Below are 17,836 nucleotides of genomic sequence, written 5' to 3'. Positions count from 1 at the left end.
GACGGGAAAGGCTAACTCGCTTCCATCATAAGTCAAATCTTTACCTGTTACCCGTCACTTGTTCCTTGTCACCTGTAACCTGTTACTTGTTACCTGTCACCCGTAACTTGTCACTTGCTTATTCCTGCCCTTCTATCTTGGCCCAGGTATCACGCAGTCCCACCGTACGGTTAAATACCAGGTTATCGGCGTGCTTGTCCTTACAGAAGTAACCCAGGCGTTCAAATTGCAACGCTTTGCCGGGCTGAGCGTTGACCAGGCTGGGCTCGAGTATGCCCTGCACGATTTTCAGCGATTCGGGGTTGATACTGGCGGTAAAGACGTCCTCTGCTGCCGGGTTTGGGACACTGAACAGCCGGTCATAGAGCCGGACCTCGGCAGCCACCCCATGGCTGGCCGACACCCAGTGGATAACCCCTTTTGCCTTGCGACCGTCGGCCGGATCCTTGCCCAGGGTCTCCGGGTCGTAGGTGCAGTAGATGGTCTGGATTTCACCCCCGGCGTCCTTCTCTACCCGCTCGGCCTTAAGGAAATAGGCATTGCGCAGGCGCACTTCCTTGCCCAGCACCAGACGCTTGAATTTCTTGTTAGCCTCTTCGCGGAAATCCTCCCGTTCGATATAAATCTCACGGGTAAAGGGAAGCTCCCGGCTGCCCATGTTTTCATCGGAGGGATGGTTCGGGGCGGTCAGCATTTCCAGACGATCGGCCGGATAGTTCTCAATCACCACCTTAACCGGATCCAAAACAGCCATGGCGCGAGCGGCATTCTGGTTCAGATCATCACGGATACAGGCTTCCAGCATGCCCATTTCCACCATGTTATCCATTTTTGTCACACCGATGCGTTTACAAAACTCACGGATGGAGCCCGCTGTGTAGCCGCGACGTCGCAGGCCGGCAATGGTCGGCATACGGGGGTCGTCCCAGCCATCCACATGCTGTTCTTCCACCAGTTGGATCAGCTTGCGCTTGGACAGCACCGTATATTCCAGATTCAGACGGGAAAACTCATACTGCCTTGGATGACAGGGAATACTGATGTTGTCCAGTACCCAGTCGTACAGACGGCGGTTATCCTGGAACTCCAGTGTGCACAGGGAATGGGTAATCCCTTCGATGGCATCCGAAATGCAGTGGGTAAAGTCATACATGGGGTAAACACACCACTTGTCACCGGTCTGATGGTGATGGGCGAATTTAACCCGGTAAATAACCGGATCGCGCATGCACATAAAGGGCGAGGTCATGTCTATCTTGGCCCGCAGTACGCACTGTCCTTCCTTGTACTCTCCCGCCGTCATTTTGGCGAAATGCTCCAGATTCTCCACCACAGCGGTATCCCGGTAGGGGCTGTTGGTACCCGGCTCCTTAAGGGTCCCGCGCATTTCCCGCATCTGCTCCTGGCTGGAGAAATCCACATAGGCCAAGCCTTTTTCAATCAGTTCCACCGCATAACCGTGCAACTGGTCAAAATAGTCGGAGGAATAGCACACCTCGCCATCCCACTGAAAGCCAAGCCAGTGTACGTCGTCCTTGATGGAATTGACGTAATCGATGTTTTCTTTTTCCGGGTTGGTATCGTCAAAACGCAGGTTGCACTGTCCCTGATAGTCCTGCGCCAGACCGAAGTTCAGACAGATGGATTTGGCGTGACCTATATGCAGGTAGCCGTTAGGCTCCGGCGGAAAGCGGGTATGAATAGTCTTATGCACACCTTCGGCCAGATCCTTGTCGATGATTTGACGAATAAAATTGGTCGGACGCATATCTGTCTCGGCCATTACCACCCCTGCCTTGTTACATCTGTTAAAGGACGCGCATTATACCAGTTTGAGCCCTAAATACAGCAGCCAAGTACTGCCCGATTCCCGGGTCTGAGTAACCTGATTTGCTTACCTGACAGAAAGTAACTAAAATTAGTTACATAACAAAATGTAACCACATATGGTTACGTAAGGAATGCTATGCCTTGTTATGCCGTATTAACCGGTGATCTGGTGGATTCGAGTCAGGTACCGGCCAACCACTATGACACCTTGCTCTATAACCTCGATCAGACCCTGATACAAATCTGTGATCGGTTTAGTGGCAGCTACAACATTTACCGGGGCGATGCCTTCCAGTTGCTGTTAAATCAGCCTGACCAGGCCCTGCATGCGGCGCTGCTGATTCGGCTGTCGCTGAAAAGTGCTCAGTCCGATGCCAGAATCAGCGTAGGACTGGGAAAGGTAGATAACTTGCGCCAGGATATCAAGAGCGCCACGGGGGAAGCCTTTACCCTCTCCGGCAAGGGCCTTGAACAGATGGACCACCTGCAGCGACTGAAGATAAGTTCTGCCGCCAGCGAGTTCCAGTTCCATATGGAGCTGCTGCTACGCTTTGCCGATCTGCTCGTGGGTAAAACCACAGCCCGGCAGGCCGCAGCACTGCATGAGTACCTGTCCCTCAAGGACAATTCTCATCAACAGATTGCCAGGCGAATGAACACCTCCAGGGTCAATGTCACCAAATTGCTCAATCAGGGCCATTATGAGCTCCTGTCGGAATTTATTCGTCACAGCCAACAATTATCAGGAACCTATTTCAATGCATGAAGGGATATTACTGGCCGCAGTGCTGGTCAGCCACCTGCTGGCCGACTTTTTTCTGCAGCCCATAAGCTGGATTGAAGACCGCCTGGCCTATCACTACCGCTCCACTAAGCTGCTTTACCATACTTCGGTCCATGGCCTGCTCAGCTTTGCCACCCTGTGGCTATGGGAAGGGCTTCTGGGATGGGGCTGGTCGATCTGGCAACCGCTATTGCTGGCGGGACTGATTGCCCTGCTTCATTACCTGACCGATTTGGCAAAATCCTACTGTCCCCGCACCACCAGGTATTTTCTTATCGACCAGGTCCTGCACCTGCTGGTACTGGTCTGGGTGTGGCTGTACGTCACAAATAGCTGGCCCCTGCTCAATGACCTGTGGCCAACCCTGTTCCACCTAAATAACTGGATAATACTGACGGCCTATCTGCTGGTGATGCGGCCGGTTTCCGTGCTGATCGCCAATCTGTTGAAACATTGGGGAGCCCAGGCCAGCGCCGACAGTTCCCCCAGTACCGGTCACGCTATCGGAGTAGTTGAGCGGGTGCTGATCCTGACCCTGATATTGCTGCAACAGTATGCCAGTGTGGGCTTTGTGCTGGCAGCCAAATCCATCTTCCGCTTCGGCGATCTGACCCGACAGGCTGACAGAAAGATGACCGAATACGTCATGCTGGGCACCTTACTGAGCGTGACCCTGACACTGATAATAGGCCTGCTCTGTTCAGCGTTGCTTAGCCGGTAACAAGGTCGAAGCCTTCCCTGTGATTCTCTGGGCAGATGATCTGAAAGGTTTTAGGTTGCGCCCCCACTGGCTTTATGTAATCGTTTACAGCGCAAAGTCGTAGTGTATCACGATCAAATGGAATGCCAGTTTTGAACAAGTTGTTTCTGCGGATCCAGCAGTATTTGTTAGTCGGAAAGAGCCATTTTTCCGACAACGATGACCGCACATGGAAGCTAAGCGTACTTAGGCTGGTACTGCTCAGCGGCACCCTCCTGACCCTTATCATCGTTCTCCATTCTTCTTATATCGCCTATTCGATGAATATGCACTTCGTGCTGGTGCTGACCCTGGGATTCAGCGTGATGCTCTGGGGCACGTTAATGTTGGGCAGAAAGCGGGTCAATCAGGCCGCCCTGGCTTTAATCAGTATTATTGTGTTGGCTGGTACCGCCATTTTGCTTTTTGTCCCTGACTTCGGGGCGGCAAAATATGGTTTGCTGTTTCTCTTTACCCTGCCCCTGCTCGTTCGCCTGTTTTTCGGCAACAAAGCGGCTATTGCCGCCATGCTGTTCAACCTCCTGCCCTATGCCCTGCTGATCAGAAACCAACCGCTGGATTCGATCTTTAATATCAGTATCAGCCTGCCGCAAACTCATACTTATCTCAGTTCACTGGTATTCCTGTTCTTCAACTTCTGCCTGCCGTTGGCGGTAATGCGTCTGTTGTCCACTATCGAAAGTCAGTCCCGTACCATTCGGAACCACAGCCAGAAACTCAACAATCTACTCAATCGCTATCAGGAAATTTTCGATAACGGCGGAACCGTTTCCCTGTTCTGTGACGAGCACGGCAGAATACTGCAGGCGAATAAAGCAGCCAGACATTTGATCCGGCAATCCGGCAGGGACTGCCACTTTCTTCACCAGTTGTTTCACTTCGACAAGCCGTTACTGGCCGGTATCCGGCTCAGGGGAACCCTCCGCTCCGATCCCAGCCAGCACTATGAATTGCAGCCTGCCAGCCTGGCGCACCATAAGACGCAGTTGATACATTGCCATAACACCTCCGATATGGAGGCCCTGGACAGAAAGCTGGCGGCGTCCCGTCGACAGCACTTTATCGATCCGTTGACAGGCCTGCGCAACCATAATTTCTGGTATGAACGTGCCTATACCAGGCTTAAGCAAAGCAAGTCGCTTATTCTGCTGAAGCTTGCCAATCTTCGCGAAGTCAATATCCAGTATGGCCTCAATACGGGGGACCAGTTATTGAGTGAACTGGCCAGCCGCCTGAAACATGCCCTTCCTGCCAATGTGCATCTGTACCGGTTCCCGGGCGCCAAGTTTCTGCTGGCGGTGCCAGACAGCTATGTTTCAGAGCAAAACATACAACATTGGCTGCTTAACCAATTGCCTGACAGACATATCATCGAACAGAAAGGTGGCCCCCTTACCCTAGCCGCCGATTGGCGTGCAGGCTGTACCAGACTTCGCGCCAGGGTCAGGGCAAATCTTCTGGTGGAGGAATGCAGCATCGCCCTGAGCCAGACCGACGCCCGGCAAAGCTTTGTCCTGTATAACTCTGATTACAGCCGTTCCATCCAACGATCAAGCTTGTTGCGCGAACGGATTAAAAGGCATCTGGATGAGCAGGATTTCGTTATCTGGTTACAGCCTCAGTATAACGACCATGATCAGAGGATCGGTTTTGAAGCACTGGCCAGGATTAACCAGCATGAAGGCGCGTCTGTGTTGCTACCCCATCAGTTCTTGCCGCAGATTGCAGAGAATGACTGGCATGTGGCGTTTTCCAGCCAAATTCTGCACAAGGCCATCAGACTTTTAGAAAACTGGCCCCAGCCCATGCCAATGGTGCCTGTGGCAATAAACCTGGCAGGGCCGGAGTTGCTGGATGACGGCTTCTATGAAAAGTTGTTGCGCTACTACTCAGAACATCCTTTGCTTCGTCGTCATCTGGAACTGGAAATTACCGAAACCTCCGTACTGGCCAGTCATGAAGAAACACGTAAGCGTCTGACTTCTCTTGCCAATATAGGCGCCACCATTATTATCGATGACTTTGGAACAGGCCATGCGTCACTGTCACAGCTTATCGATATCTCGGCCACTACCCTGAAGATTGACAGGGAGTTTGTTGGCAGCCTCGGGGTGTCAGAACGCCACCTAAAGATTGTTCAGTCGGCACTGGAGTTGGCCGGGAACTTAAATCTGCACGCCATTGCAGAGGGTGTGGAGACCCGGCAACAACTACAAATTCTCAAAGATCTGGGTTGTACAAGGTTTCAGGGCTACCTGTTCGGCAAACCCATGCCCCTGGCCCATTGGTGCAAGGCGTATGACCCGGAGTTTGATCTGGAAGCGCTTCGGTAAGCAACCAGATCCGGACCCCATGTGTCCGGGGTTGAAACAAAAAAGGCCGCTCCATGAGCGGCCCTCTTAATTACATACCAATAATCTTACCAGCCGGTACGCTCGCGCAGCGCCTTGCCTATTTCAGCCAGGGAACGCACGGTGGTGACACCCGCGTCCTGCAACGCCTTGAACTTCTCATCGGCAGTGCCTTTACCGCCGGAGATAATGGCGCCTGCATGGCCCATACGCTTACCCGGAGGGGCAGTTACACCGGCAATGTAAGACACGACGGGCTTGGTGACATGATCCTTGATGTACGCCGCCGCTTCTTCTTCGGCTGTCCCGCCAATCTCACCGATCATGACGATGGCTTCGGTTTTCGGATCTTTCTCGAACAGGGCCAGGATATCGATAAAGTTGGAGCCCGGAATAGGATCGCCACCGATACCCACGCAGGTTGACTGACCGAAGCCCTCGTCAGTGGTCTGCTTGACCGCTTCGTAGGTCAGGGTGCCGGAACGGGACACAATGCCCACTTTACCCGGCTTGTGGATATGGCCAGGCATAATACCGATCTTGCACTCTCCGGGGGTGATGACGCCCGGGCAGTTGGGACCAATCATGCGCACACCTTTCTGATCCACGTACTCTTTGACATAAAGCATGTCGATAGTCGGGATGCCTTCGGTAATACAAACGATCAATTCGATACCGGCATCGGCCGCTTCGATGATGGAGTCCTTACAGAATGGCGCAGGCACATAGATGACAGAGGCTGTGGCACCTGTGGCTTCCACTGCCTCTTTAACGGTATCGAATACCGGCAGACCCAGATGGCTGGTGCCGCCTTTGCCTGGCGTGACACCGCCAACCATTTGCGTTCCATAAGCAATGGCCTGTTCGGAATGGAAGGTGCCCTGGCCACCGGTGAAGCCCTGGCAGATGACCTTAGTGTCTTTATTGATCAAAACGCTCATTTTGCACCTCCGGCTGCGGCAACCACTTTCTGCGCTGCGTCAGTCAGGCTGGCTGCAGCGATAATGTTCAGTTCACATTCTTCCAGTTTCTTGGCACCCAGCTCGGCATTGTTGCCTTCCAGGCGCACCACCACAGGCACGTTGACACCCACCTCTTCCACGGCGCCGATGATTCCTTCGGCAATCATGTCGCAACGTACGATACCGCCGAAAATGTTAACCAGTACCGCCTGGACGTTGGAGTCAGACAGGATGATTTTAAAGGCTTCGGTCACGCGCTCTTTGGTTGCACCGCCGCCCACATCCAGGAAGTTGGCCGGCGCGCCGCCGTTCAGCTTAACGATATCCATGGTGCCCATGGCAAGGCCTGCGCCGTTAACCATACAGCCGATGTTGCCGTCCAGGGCCACGTAGTTCAGTTCCCACTTGGCAGCCTGAGACTCACGGGCGTCTTCCTGGGAAGGATCGTGCATGTCGCGCAGCTTGGGCTGACGGTACATGGCGTTGCTGTCGATAACGACCTTGGCATCCAGACAATGCAGATTGCCGTCAGACTTGATTACCAGCGGGTTAATCTCAATGAGGGCCACATCCAGCTCTTCGAACATCTTGGCCAGACCCAGGAAGATATTGGTGAATTGCTTAATCTGTACCCCTTCCAGGCCCAGTTTAAAGGCAATCTGACGTGCCTGGAAAGGCTGAGCGCCGACCAGTGGATCGATGGCGGCCTTGAGGATCTTCTCCGGGGTTTCTTCTGCCACTTTCTCGATTTCCACGCCGCCCTCGGTAGAGGCCATGAAAACGATACGGCGGGTGGCACGGTCAACCACTGCACCCAGATACAGCTCTTTATCGATATCGGTACAGGATTCGACCAGTATTTTGTTGACCGGCTGACCATGCTCGTCAGTCTGGTAGGTCACCAGGTTTTTACCCAGCCAGTGCTGGGCAAACTGGCGGATTTCGTCTTTAGTCTTGACCAGCTTTACACCACCGGCCTTGCCGCGGCCGCCGGCGTGCACCTGACACTTGACGACCCATTCTTTGCCACCGATGCGCTCGGCGGCTTCGACTGCTGCCTGAGGGGTGTCGGCAGCATACCCTTCGGAAACAGGTAAGCCATATTCGGCAAAGAGCTGTTTGCCCTGATATTCATGCAAGTTCATGGTGTTCTTTCCGTTTTTTCTGAGAAAAAACTGCTTTTGCAGTATGAATTACCGGAACCAGGTCCCGGCAGCTTATCCGGCAATCAGCTTGCCGGAGGCATTTGAGGCCCCCCTTGCATAATCAACCCGGGGATGGCCTCTTCAGACTGAACCTCGTCTCCTTGGCTCAACCTGAGCGTCTGAAGCGCAAGGGGTGAGAAATGATTCCTGCTTACCCCTACGCTTCCTCCTGATTGTCGTTTATACGTCCAGAATCAGGCGAGTCGGGTCTTCCAGCAGTTCCTTGATGGTCACCAGGAAGCCCACGGACTCCTTGCCGTCGACAATACGGTGATCATAGGACAGGGCCAGGTACATCATCGGCAGGATTTCCACCTTGCCGTCCACCGCCATGGGCCGATCCTGAATCTTGTGCATACCCAGAATGGCGCTTTGCGGCGGGTTGATAATAGGAGTGGACATCAGGGAGCCGAATACACCACCGTTGGTAATGGTGAAGTTGCCGCCCTGCAGATCGGCCATGGACAACTTGCCGTCACGCCCCTTAATGGCCAGATCCTTGATACCCTTTTCGATATCGGCCAGCCCCAGTTGATCGCAATCACGCAATACCGGCGTCACCAGCCCCCTTGGGGTGGACACGGCAATGCTGACATCAAAATAATTGTGATAACAGATATCATCGCCATCGATGGACGCATTGACTTCAGGGAAGCGCTTCAGGGCTTCGGTGACGGCTTTGACGTAGAAAGACATAAAGCCCAGACGGATGCCGTGGCGCTTCTCGAAGATATCCTGGTACTGCTTACGCAGATCCATGATGGGCTTCATGTTGACCTCATTAAAGGTGGTCAGCATGGCCGTGGAATTTTTCGCTTCCAGCAGGCGATTGGCGATGGTCTTACGCAGACGGGTCATGGGCACGCGTTTCTCGGTGCGATCCGCCATGCCTGTTGCGGCACCGGAAGCCGCCTGTTCCGTCTTGGATTCGGCTTTGCCCTGCTTATCGTCGGACTTCAGATGCTTCTCCACATCTTCCTTGGTGATACGGCCGCCCTTGCCGGTGCCTTTAATCTTGGAGGCATCGACTCCTTTTTCGGCCAGCAAACGTCGCACGGACGGACTCAGGGCATCGCTGCTTTCTTTGTCATCGGATTTTTCTTCCGACTTGCTGCTGTCTGGTTTGCTGCCGCCCTTGCCGGAAGTGAAATTCGCAATTACCTGCTCAGCCGTGACCGTATCGCCTTCCTCGGCCAGAATTTCGCTGATGGAGCCATCGGCCGGCGCCACTACTTCCAAAACCACTTTATCGGTTTCAATATCAACCAGGTTCTGGTCTCGAGAGACCGCTTCCCCAGGCTTAACATGCCAGGTCGCAATAGTGGCATCGGCCACGGACTCCGGCAGAACGGGTACTTTTATTTCCACTGATTCACCTTTGCCATTATCACTGGAGGATTGTTGTTTTTGCTGAGCCTTACCAGACTCGTCGTTAGAATTTCCGTTCGACTTTCCATTACCTTTGCCGTCACCTTTTTCTGACGAACCGGACTTACCGGCCTCGTCCAGCTTACCGATAATCTGCTCGGCATTGACCGTCGCGCCTTCGTCCTCAAGGATTTCGGCCAGTACGCCATCGGCGGGTGCCACCACTTCGAGTACGACTTTGTCTGTCTCGATATCCACCAGATTCTGGTCACGGGAGACCTTGTCACCTGGCTTGACGTGCCATGTTGCGATGGTGGCATCCGCTACGGATTCTGGCAGTACCGGAACTTTAATTTCAATGCTCATAGTGGTCCCTTATTTAATCGATAATGCATCATCAACCAACGCTTTCTGTTGCTGGTTGTGAATGGAAACATAGCCTACGGCCGGTGAAGCGGATGCGGAACGTCCCGCATAGGTCAGCCTGGCCCCATCCGGAATGGCACTCCAGAAATGGTGCTGGCTGCAATACCAGGCGCCCTGGTTTTGTGGCTCTTCCTGACACCATACCCAATCCTGTACATGCTTATAGGCTTCCAGTACCTCGGCAATCTCTGCATGCGGGAAAGGATAGAGTTGCTCGATACGGATAATCGCCACATCGTCCTGTTCATTCTTACGACGCTGGTCGAGCAGATCATAGTAGACCTTACCCGAGCACATAACGACACGTTTGACCTTGGTCGGATTAATCTCATCAACTTCACCAATCACACTCTTGAATACGCCTTCGGCCAACTCTTCCAGACTGGAAGTGGCCATGGCGTGACGCAACAGGGATTTGGGCGACATCACAATCAATGGACGACGCATGGGGCGTACCATCTGACGGCGAATCATATTAAATACCTGGGCAGGCGTGGAGGGCACGCAAACCTGCCAGTTGTGATCGGCGCACATTTGCAGGAAACGCTCAAGGCGTGCCGAGCTGTGCTCGGGTCCCTGCCCCTCGTAACCATGGGGTAACAGCAAGGTCAGACCACAAAGGCGTCCCCACTTGGCCTCACCAGAGCTGAGGAACTGATCAATCACCACCTGGGCGCCGTTGGCAAAATCACCAAACTGGGCTTCCCAAATGGTCAGGCAACCGGGCTCTGCGGTGGAATAGCCGTACTCAAAAGCCATCACGGCTTCTTCAGATAAGACAGAGTCGTAAATCTCCATCGGTCCCTGCCCTTCACGTACGTGCTGCAAAGGCATATAGGTGGAACCGTCCTTCTGATTGTGCAGTACCGCATGGCGATGGAAGAAGGTGCCACGACCCGAGTCCTGCCCGGTCATGCGGATGCGCTTGCCAAGATCGACAATGCTGGCATAGGCGAGCATCTCAGCGCAGCCCCAATCCAGCGGCTTTTCACCGGCAATCATGGCTTTCCTGTCTTCATAAACCTTGTTAACGCGGGAGTTCAGTTTAACCGACTCAGGATAGGAGAAGATTTTCTCGCCCAGTTCACGCAGTTTATCGATAGTGATGGCGCCGTCGTAAATCACATCCCAGTCATGGCCCAGATAAGGCGACCAGTCCACCGAATGCTCGGTCATGGGACGCCATTCCTCGACCACGCAGGCGCCGTGATCCAGCGCCGCACGGTAGTCGCTGACCATTTTTTCCACTTCGTGCTTGTCGATGATACCTTCGGCCAGCAACTGGTCCGCATAGATCTCGCGGGGGACCGGGTGCTTCTTGATCTTCTGGTACATCAGCGGCTGGGTGGCATTGGGCTCGTCAGCCTCGTTGTGGCCGTGACGACGGTAACAAACCAGATCGATTACCACGTCACGTTTGAAGGTATTGCGATAATCCAGCGCCAGTTGGGTCACGAAAATCACCGCTTCGGGATCATCCGCATTCACATGGAAAATCGGCGCCTGCACCATCTTGGCGATATCGGTACAGTACTGGGTCGAACGAGTATCTTCACGCTTGGAGGTGGTAAAGCCCACCTGGTTATTAATGACGATGCGCACCGTACCGCCCACTGCAAAGGCACGGGTCTGCGACATGTTGAAGGTTTCCTGCACCACCCCCTGACCGGCGATGGCGGCGTCACCGTGGATGGTGATAGGTACGACGGTAGAACCATCTGAACAACCACGACGATCCAGGCGGGCGCGAACCGAGCCCATCACCACCGGATTGACGATCTCCAGGTGTGAGGGGTTGAACGCCAGCGCCAGATGCACGTTGCCGCCGGGTGTGGCGTAATCAGACGAATACCCGGCGTGATACTTCACATCACCGGCCCCCAGCGACTCATCATGCTTGCCGGCAAACTCGTCAAACAATACCGACGGGTTCTTACCCAGAACATTGACCAGTACGTTCAGACGGCCCCGGTGAGCCATTCCGACCACTACTTCCTTGGCGCCATTGGTGCCGGCATGGGTAATCAGGTTCTTCAGCATTGGGATCAACGCGTCGCCACCTTCCAGGGAGAAACGCTTGGCGCCCGGGAACTTGGATCCCAGGTATTTTTCCATGCCGTCTGCCGCCACCAGGCCTTTGAGAATGCCGACTTTGGTGTCGCGATCAAACTCCGGCTTGGCCTGAACCGATTCAAAACGCTGCTGTATCCAGCGCTTCTGTTCGGTGTTGGTGATATGCATGTACTCTGCGCCCACCGAGCCGCAATAGGTACGATTCAGTGATTTAAACAGCTCGCCCAGGGGCATGCTGTCTTTGCCGATGGCATAGGAACCGACATTGAATGCGCGGTCAAAATCTGCTTCAGACAGTTCGTGATGAGACAGTTCCAGATCCCTGACCCGCTCCTGCTTCCACAGGCCCAACGGGTCGAGATTAGCGTGCTGATGGCCCCGGAACCGAAAGGCGTTGATTAGCTGCAGCACCTTGACCTGCTTCTCGTCACCGCCACTGGCACCTGACACGGCAGTGGCGACCCGGCTCATGGGACCGAGTTTGGCCATGGTCCTGAACTGATCACGGATCTGGCTGTGATTGGTTTCCAGCTCGACACCGTTGACTTTGGGCAACTGATCGAAAATCGTGCGCCACTCCTGCGACACGCTTTGCGGGTCGTCGAGATATGCTTCGTAGAGTTCCTCTACATAAGCAGCGTTACCACCAGCCATGTGGGACGACTCCCACCATGCTTTCATCACGCTTTCTAGCATTTTTGTCCCTTTATCAAAATGACAGGAATTAAAAATAACAAGGCCGATGGCTGTTTCATACAACCCCGGCATCCGCCCGTCCCGGTCCTGACACAAGGTGTCGCACCGCGCCTTTACTCTGTTGTCCGGTCCGGACAATACAAAAATAGCCATCCCCGGTGGATGGCTATTTAGCTATATCAATGACTCTTTATCCCATGGGGGCTCAAGAGTGTAACTAAACAGCCCGTTGCAGCAGCATGGATTTGATCTGACCAATGGCCTTGGTCGGATTCAATCCTTTCGGACAGACGCTGACACAGTTCATGATGCCATGGCAGCGGAATACACTGAACGCATCGTCCAGCTCACTCAACCGCTGCTCTGTTGCCGTATCCCGGCTGTCGGCCAGGAAACGGTAGGCATGCAGCAGACCGGCCGGGCCGATGAACTTGTCAGGATTCCACCAGAATGACGGGCAAGCTGTCGAGCAACAGGCGCAGAGGATACACTCGTAAAGCCCATCAAGCTTTTCGCGCTCCTCAGGGCTCTGCAGATATTCACGGGCCGGAGGCTGCTTGTCGTCATTGATCAGGTATGGCTTGATCTTTTCGTACTGGGTATAAAACTGCGACATATCCACCACCAGATCGCGCACTACCGGCAATCCAGGCAACGGACGAATCACGATTTTACCCTTACCCAGTGCCGAAACCGGTGTAATACAGGCCAGACCGTTCTTACCGTTCATGTTCAGGCCGTCTGATCCGCAGACCCCTTCACGGCATGAGCGACGGAATACCAGGGTGGAATCCTGTTCCTTCAACTGGATCAGGGCGTCCAGCACCATCATGTCGCGGCCTTCTTCCACTTCCAGTTGATAGTCCTGCATCCGAGGTGCATTGTCGACATCAGGGTTGTAACGATAAATTGAAAAATTCAATTTCATCTACTTCATGCTCCTCTTAGTAAGTCCTGGCCTTGGGCGGGAAGGCTTCGCGCAGTCTGGGCGACATATTCACTTCACGCTTGGTCATGGACTCGGACTGGGGACGATAGATGCTATGGCACAGCCAGTTATCATCATCACGATCAGGATAGTCGAAGCGACTGTGGGCACCGCGACTCTCGGTGCGGAAATTGGCCGCTACCGCGGTGGCATAAGCCGTTTCCATCAGGTTGTCCAGCTCCAGACACTCTATACGCTGGGTATTGAAATCCCCGCTCTTGTCGTCCAGACGGGCATGTTGCAGACGTTCGCGAATTTCCTTCAGCTCTTTGAGGCCGTCGGCCATGGCGTCCCCTTCACGGAATACCGAGAAATTAAGCTGCATGCACTTTTGCATGTCTTTGCGGATCTGTACCGGATCTTCGCCCTTGCCGGCCTCGGAACTTTCCCAGCGGTTGAAACGGGAAAGGGCCGCTTCCAGATCAGACTCGGATGCATCGCGCTGCTCGCCAATCTTGTCCAGGGCCTCACCCAGATGCAGACCGGTAGCACGACCGAACACTACCAGGTCCAGCAGGGAGTTGCCCCCCAGGCGGTTAGCGCCGTGCACGGACACACAGGCAATCTCGCCGCAGGCGAACAAACCATTGATCAGCGTTTCTTTGCCATTTTCATCGATACCGATAGCCTGGCCATCCACGTTAGTGGGAATACCGCCCATCATATAGTGACAGGTGGGGATAACAGGGATAGGTTCCTTGACCGGATCCACGTGGGCAAAGGTACGGGACAGTTCACAGATGCCCGGCAGACGGGACTCCAGCACTTCCTTACCCAGATGATCCAGTTTAAGCTTGATATGGGTTCCCCAGGGACCTTCACAACCCCGGCCTTCCCGGATTTCGGTCATCATGGAACGGGCAACCACATCCCGACCGGCCAAATCTTTGGCATTGGGCGCGTAACGCTCCATAAAGCGTTCACCGTCCTTATTCAGCAGATAACCGCCCTCACCCCGGCAGCCTTCGGTCACCAGTACGCCGGCGCCGGCAATACCGGTTGGGTGGAACTGCCACATTTCCATATCCTGCACCGGCACGCCGGCACGCAGGGCCATGCCTACACCGTCGCCGGTGTTGATAAAGGCATTCGTGGTGGAGGCATAGATACGTCCCGCCCCACCAGTTGCCAGGACCACGGCCTTGGACTTGAAATACACTACCTGACCGGTTTCAATATCGATGGCCGTACAGCCCACCACATCGCCGTCCTGGTTTTTGACCAGATCCAGGGCATACCATTCGCTGAACACCCGGGTCTTGTTCTTGACGTTCTGCTGGTACAGCAGGTGCAACAGGGCGTGACCTGTGCGGTCCGCGGCTGCAGCGGTCCGCGCCGCCTGCTCACCACCGAAATTCTTCGACTGCCCGCCAAACGGGCGCTGATAGACCCGGCCATTCTCGAAACGGGAGAAAGGCAGGCCCATGTTTTCCAGCTCGATAATGGCTTCGGGGCCCGTCTTGCACATATATTCAATAGCGTCCTGGTCACCGATGTAATCGGAACCTTTGACGGTGTCGTACATATGCCATTCCCAGTTGTCGTCATGGGCATTGCCCAATGCCACGGTAATACCGCCCTGGGCGGAAACCGTATGGGAGCGGGTCGGGAAAACCTTGGATAACAAAGCGCAGGATTTACCGGATTGGGAAATCTGCAGGGCGGCGCGCATGCCGGCACCGCCGGCGCCGATCACTACGGCATCAAATTCATGTACTGGTACTTTCACTTACACACCCCACAATACGAACAGGCCCACCAGGACATAGGCGAAGGCCAGGAGATTCATCAGGTACTGCAACAAGACACGCAGTCTGGCGTTTTTCACATAGTCGCTCAGCACCTGCCACAAGCCGATACGGACGTGGATCATGATGCAAACCAGCGTTGCGAAAGTGAACACCTTCATCCACAGGGCGGAAAACAGCCCCTGCCAGATTTCGAAGGTCACTTGCGGAGTCGAAACAAAGAACCACACCATATAGAGGCTGAAAAAGGTGATGATAACGGCTGTCGCGCGCAGGGATACCCAATCCTGCACGCCGTCACGTTTCAAGCTGGCCTGATTGATTACCATACGACTACTCCTACCAATACTGTCAGCACAATCCACAGGCCGATAATGATCCTGGCGCTGTTGTTACCGGATTGCATTTCTTCCCAATGCCCCATATCCATCACCATGTGACGCAGGCCACCGAGCAGATGATAAATAAATGCTGAAACGGTACCTATGGCAATCAGCTTGCCCAGCACGCCGTTCATACACTCCACCACCATGTCAAAACCTTCAGCGGAGGACACAGAGACCGCCCAGGCCCAGATCACGAAAATCAGGGCAAAAAACAGGGCGACACCGGTAACCCGATGCAAAATGGAGGAAATGGCAGCAGGAGGAAAACTAATCGTATTGAGTTGTAAATTTACTGGTCTTTGTTTTTTCACGATTTGTTGCCCGTTGGACCCCTGTAGGGTTGAGTTTTCATCGTCGCTGATTTCGCCTTGCGCTCCATCAGCCGTTTCACGATTCAAGCAGATTGTTTTTTATCTTCCGGCGCAGTCCCATTTGTTAAAAAAATGCTACAAACACCGCTACTTAAACGTCGCAAAGTATATCCAGAGCGCGCCACAATTACAATTTTTGTTACACCCCAAGTCCCTGACAGACGATTGTTTAATTAGTGCACAAATACCGGTTGGGACAGCCTCCAGCGGATGAAGCGGTCATTTTTCTCTACGACCGGATTGGCCGTGCAGATCAGTGGGCCCCGATAAGCAGGCACGGGTCAGATCCCCTTGCAGCAACTCAGCGACGAAACTATTATTCCTGTTCGGCATCACCACCCTCAGGCCGATATTCCCCGGGTAGAACCGGGTGTCAAGATTAGCGGCACAAGGCCAATTCTGACCACTAAACTTTAGTTGAATAGATATCAGGCAAAATCGCATTAAAATTGACTTGCCAAGCTAATATCAGTACAAATAGCGGCACTTTTTAACGCCTATGTGAACTTTTCCCCTCATTAAACCGGCAATCGCCTTTGCTCGTAGTAGCCTGGAAAAGTTCCATTAACACCACAGAAGCAATCTGAAGGAGAGCATCTTATGGCAGATCAAAAGGCCATTTTGAAGGTAGGCGATAAGGAAATCGAACTTCCTATCCGATCCGGAACGGCAGGCCACGACGTGATTGACGTTCGTGCGCTGGGCGCCAATGGTTATTTCACTTTCGATCCCGGTTTCATGGCCACTGGTTCCTGCGAGTCTGCTATCACTTACATTGATGGCGAAAAAGGTGTGTTGCTGCACCGTGGTTACTCCATCGAAGAGCTGGCGCGAGACGCCGAATATCTGGAAGTTTGTTACATGCTGATCCATGGCGAAGCGCCAAATGCGGACCAGTATGCCCAGTTCAAGAACACTATTACCCGTCACACCATGGTCCACGACCAGGTGAACAATTTCTTCCGCGGATTCCGCCGCGATGCCCATCCCATGGCCATGCTGTGCGGAACCGTTGGCGCCATGTCGTCCTTTTACCATGACGATCTGGATATTTCCGATCCCGAGCAGCGCCTGCGCAGCGCCTATCGCCTGATTGCCAAAATGCCCACCCTGGTGGCCATGTGTTACAAGTACAACGTGGGTCAGCCCTTTGTTTATCCACGCAATGATCTGACCTTCGCCGAAAACTTCCTCAATATGATGTTCTCGGTGCCGGCCGAGCCTTACAAGTCCAGCAAGTCCGTTATCCGCGCCATGGATCGCATCTTTACCCTGCATGCAGACCATGAACAGAATGCCTCTACCAGCACCGTGCGTCTGGCCGGCTCTTCCGGCGCCAACCCTTATGCCTGTATCGCCGCCGGCGTCGCTTCCCTGTGGGGCCCTGCCCATGGAGGCGCCAACGAAGCCTGCCTCACCATGCTTGAGGAAATCGGCTCAGTGGATCGTATCCCGGAGTTTATTGAACGGGCCAAGGACAAGAACGACCCGTTCCGCCTGATGGGCTTTGGTCACCGGGTCTACAAAAACTACGATCCCCGCGCTACTGTGATGCGCGAGAGCTGCCATGAAGTGCTGGAAGAGCTGAACATCGAAGATCCGTTGCTGGATGTGGCCATGGAGCTGGAGCGCATTGCCCTGTCCGACCCTTACTTCAAAGAGAAGAAGTTGTTCCCCAATGTGGATTTCTACTCTGGAATTATCCTTAAAGCCATTGGCATTCCAACCAATATGTTTACCTGTATCTTCGCCCTGGCCCGCACCGTGGGCTGGATCTCCCACTGGCATGAGATGCTCAGCCAGCCGGGCCAGAAGATCGGTCGTCCCCGTCAGTTGTACACAGGGCCGGATCAGCGTAAATACACCCCGCTGAAAAAGTAATTTTTTA

General features: G+C 53.9%; 13 protein-coding genes. 4 read left to right on the top strand and 9 right to left on the bottom strand.

The window, feature by feature from the left end; translation table 11 throughout:
• Positions 1–118: 118 nt before the first annotated feature.
• Positions 119–1,783, bottom strand: a complete 1,665-nt coding sequence (glnS, locus tag J0A66_RS17270; protein WP_206575098.1) for a glutamine--tRNA ligase — start codon at positions 1,781–1,783, stop codon at positions 119–121.
• A gap of 183 nt (positions 1,784–1,966) precedes the next feature.
• Here glnS and J0A66_RS17265 point away from each other — a divergent pair, with 183 nt between their 5' ends.
• The 3 genes from J0A66_RS17265 (at position 1,967) to J0A66_RS17255 (ending at position 5,707) form a co-directional block, all read left to right on the top strand.
• Positions 1,967–2,596, top strand: a complete 630-nt coding sequence (locus J0A66_RS17265) for a hypothetical protein (protein WP_206575097.1) — start codon at positions 1,967–1,969, stop codon at positions 2,594–2,596.
• On the top strand, positions 2,589–3,335 hold the full coding sequence (locus tag J0A66_RS17260) for a DUF3307 domain-containing protein (RefSeq protein ID WP_206575096.1): 747 nt from the start codon (positions 2,589–2,591) through the stop codon (positions 3,333–3,335). The genes J0A66_RS17265 and J0A66_RS17260 overlap by 8 nt, the downstream gene beginning before the upstream one ends.
• A gap of 122 nt (positions 3,336–3,457) precedes the next feature.
• Positions 3,458–5,707: an EAL domain-containing protein gene (locus J0A66_RS17255; protein WP_206575095.1), complete on the top strand. Its 2,250-nt coding sequence runs from the start codon at positions 3,458–3,460 to the stop codon at positions 5,705–5,707.
• A gap of 86 nt (positions 5,708–5,793) precedes the next feature.
• On the opposite strand, the gene sucD is transcribed toward J0A66_RS17255, so the two are convergent.
• The 8 genes from sucD to sdhC form a co-directional block, all read right to left on the bottom strand.
• Entirely contained in the window at positions 5,794–6,666 is an 873-nt protein-coding gene (gene sucD / locus J0A66_RS17250) for a succinate--CoA ligase subunit alpha (protein ID WP_206575094.1), read from the bottom strand.
• Entirely contained in the window at positions 6,663–7,832 is a 1,170-nt protein-coding gene (sucC, locus tag J0A66_RS17245; protein WP_206575093.1) for an ADP-forming succinate--CoA ligase subunit beta, read from the bottom strand. The genes sucD and sucC overlap by 4 nt, the downstream gene beginning before the upstream one ends.
• Positions 7,833–8,072: 240 nt before the next feature.
• Positions 8,073–9,626, bottom strand: coding sequence for a 2-oxoglutarate dehydrogenase complex dihydrolipoyllysine-residue succinyltransferase (odhB, locus tag J0A66_RS17240; RefSeq protein ID WP_206575092.1), 1,554 nt, complete (start codon positions 9,624–9,626; stop codon positions 8,073–8,075).
• A 9-nt stretch (positions 9,627–9,635) separates the two neighbouring features.
• Positions 9,636–12,455, bottom strand: a complete 2,820-nt coding sequence (locus J0A66_RS17235; RefSeq protein WP_206575091.1) for a 2-oxoglutarate dehydrogenase E1 component — start codon at positions 12,453–12,455, stop codon at positions 9,636–9,638.
• Positions 12,456–12,672: 217 nt separating this feature from the next.
• Positions 12,673–13,383 carry a succinate dehydrogenase iron-sulfur subunit gene (locus tag J0A66_RS17230; RefSeq protein ID WP_206575090.1) on the bottom strand — a complete coding sequence of 237 codons (711 nt, stop codon included), beginning with the start codon at positions 13,381–13,383 and terminating at the stop codon, positions 12,673–12,675.
• A gap of 16 nt (positions 13,384–13,399) precedes the next feature.
• A complete protein-coding gene (gene sdhA, locus J0A66_RS17225; protein WP_206575089.1) occupies positions 13,400–15,172 on the bottom strand; it encodes a succinate dehydrogenase flavoprotein subunit in 1,773 nt (590 codons plus the stop codon).
• The gene (sdhD, locus tag J0A66_RS17220) at positions 15,173–15,520 is read right to left on the bottom strand and encodes a succinate dehydrogenase, hydrophobic membrane anchor protein (protein WP_206575088.1); all 348 of its coding nucleotides are present in this window, start codon (positions 15,518–15,520) and stop codon (positions 15,173–15,175) included.
• Positions 15,514–15,888, bottom strand: a complete 375-nt coding sequence (gene sdhC, locus J0A66_RS17215) for a succinate dehydrogenase, cytochrome b556 subunit (RefSeq protein WP_206575087.1) — start codon at positions 15,886–15,888, stop codon at positions 15,514–15,516. The genes sdhD and sdhC overlap by 7 nt, the downstream gene beginning before the upstream one ends.
• Positions 15,889–16,548: 660 nt before the next feature.
• Between sdhC and J0A66_RS17210 the strand changes: the two genes are divergently transcribed.
• On the top strand, positions 16,549–17,829 hold the full coding sequence (locus J0A66_RS17210; RefSeq protein ID WP_206575086.1) for a citrate synthase: 1,281 nt from the start codon (positions 16,549–16,551) through the stop codon (positions 17,827–17,829).
• Positions 17,830–17,836 lie beyond the last annotated feature (7 nt).

This window comes from Bowmanella dokdonensis (assembly GCF_017254865.1).
Classification (GTDB): Bacteria; Pseudomonadota; Gammaproteobacteria; order Enterobacterales; family Alteromonadaceae; genus Bowmanella; species Bowmanella dokdonensis.
Note: the sequence above shows the minus strand (reverse complement) of the source record. Positions and strands in the feature narration are given on the sequence as shown.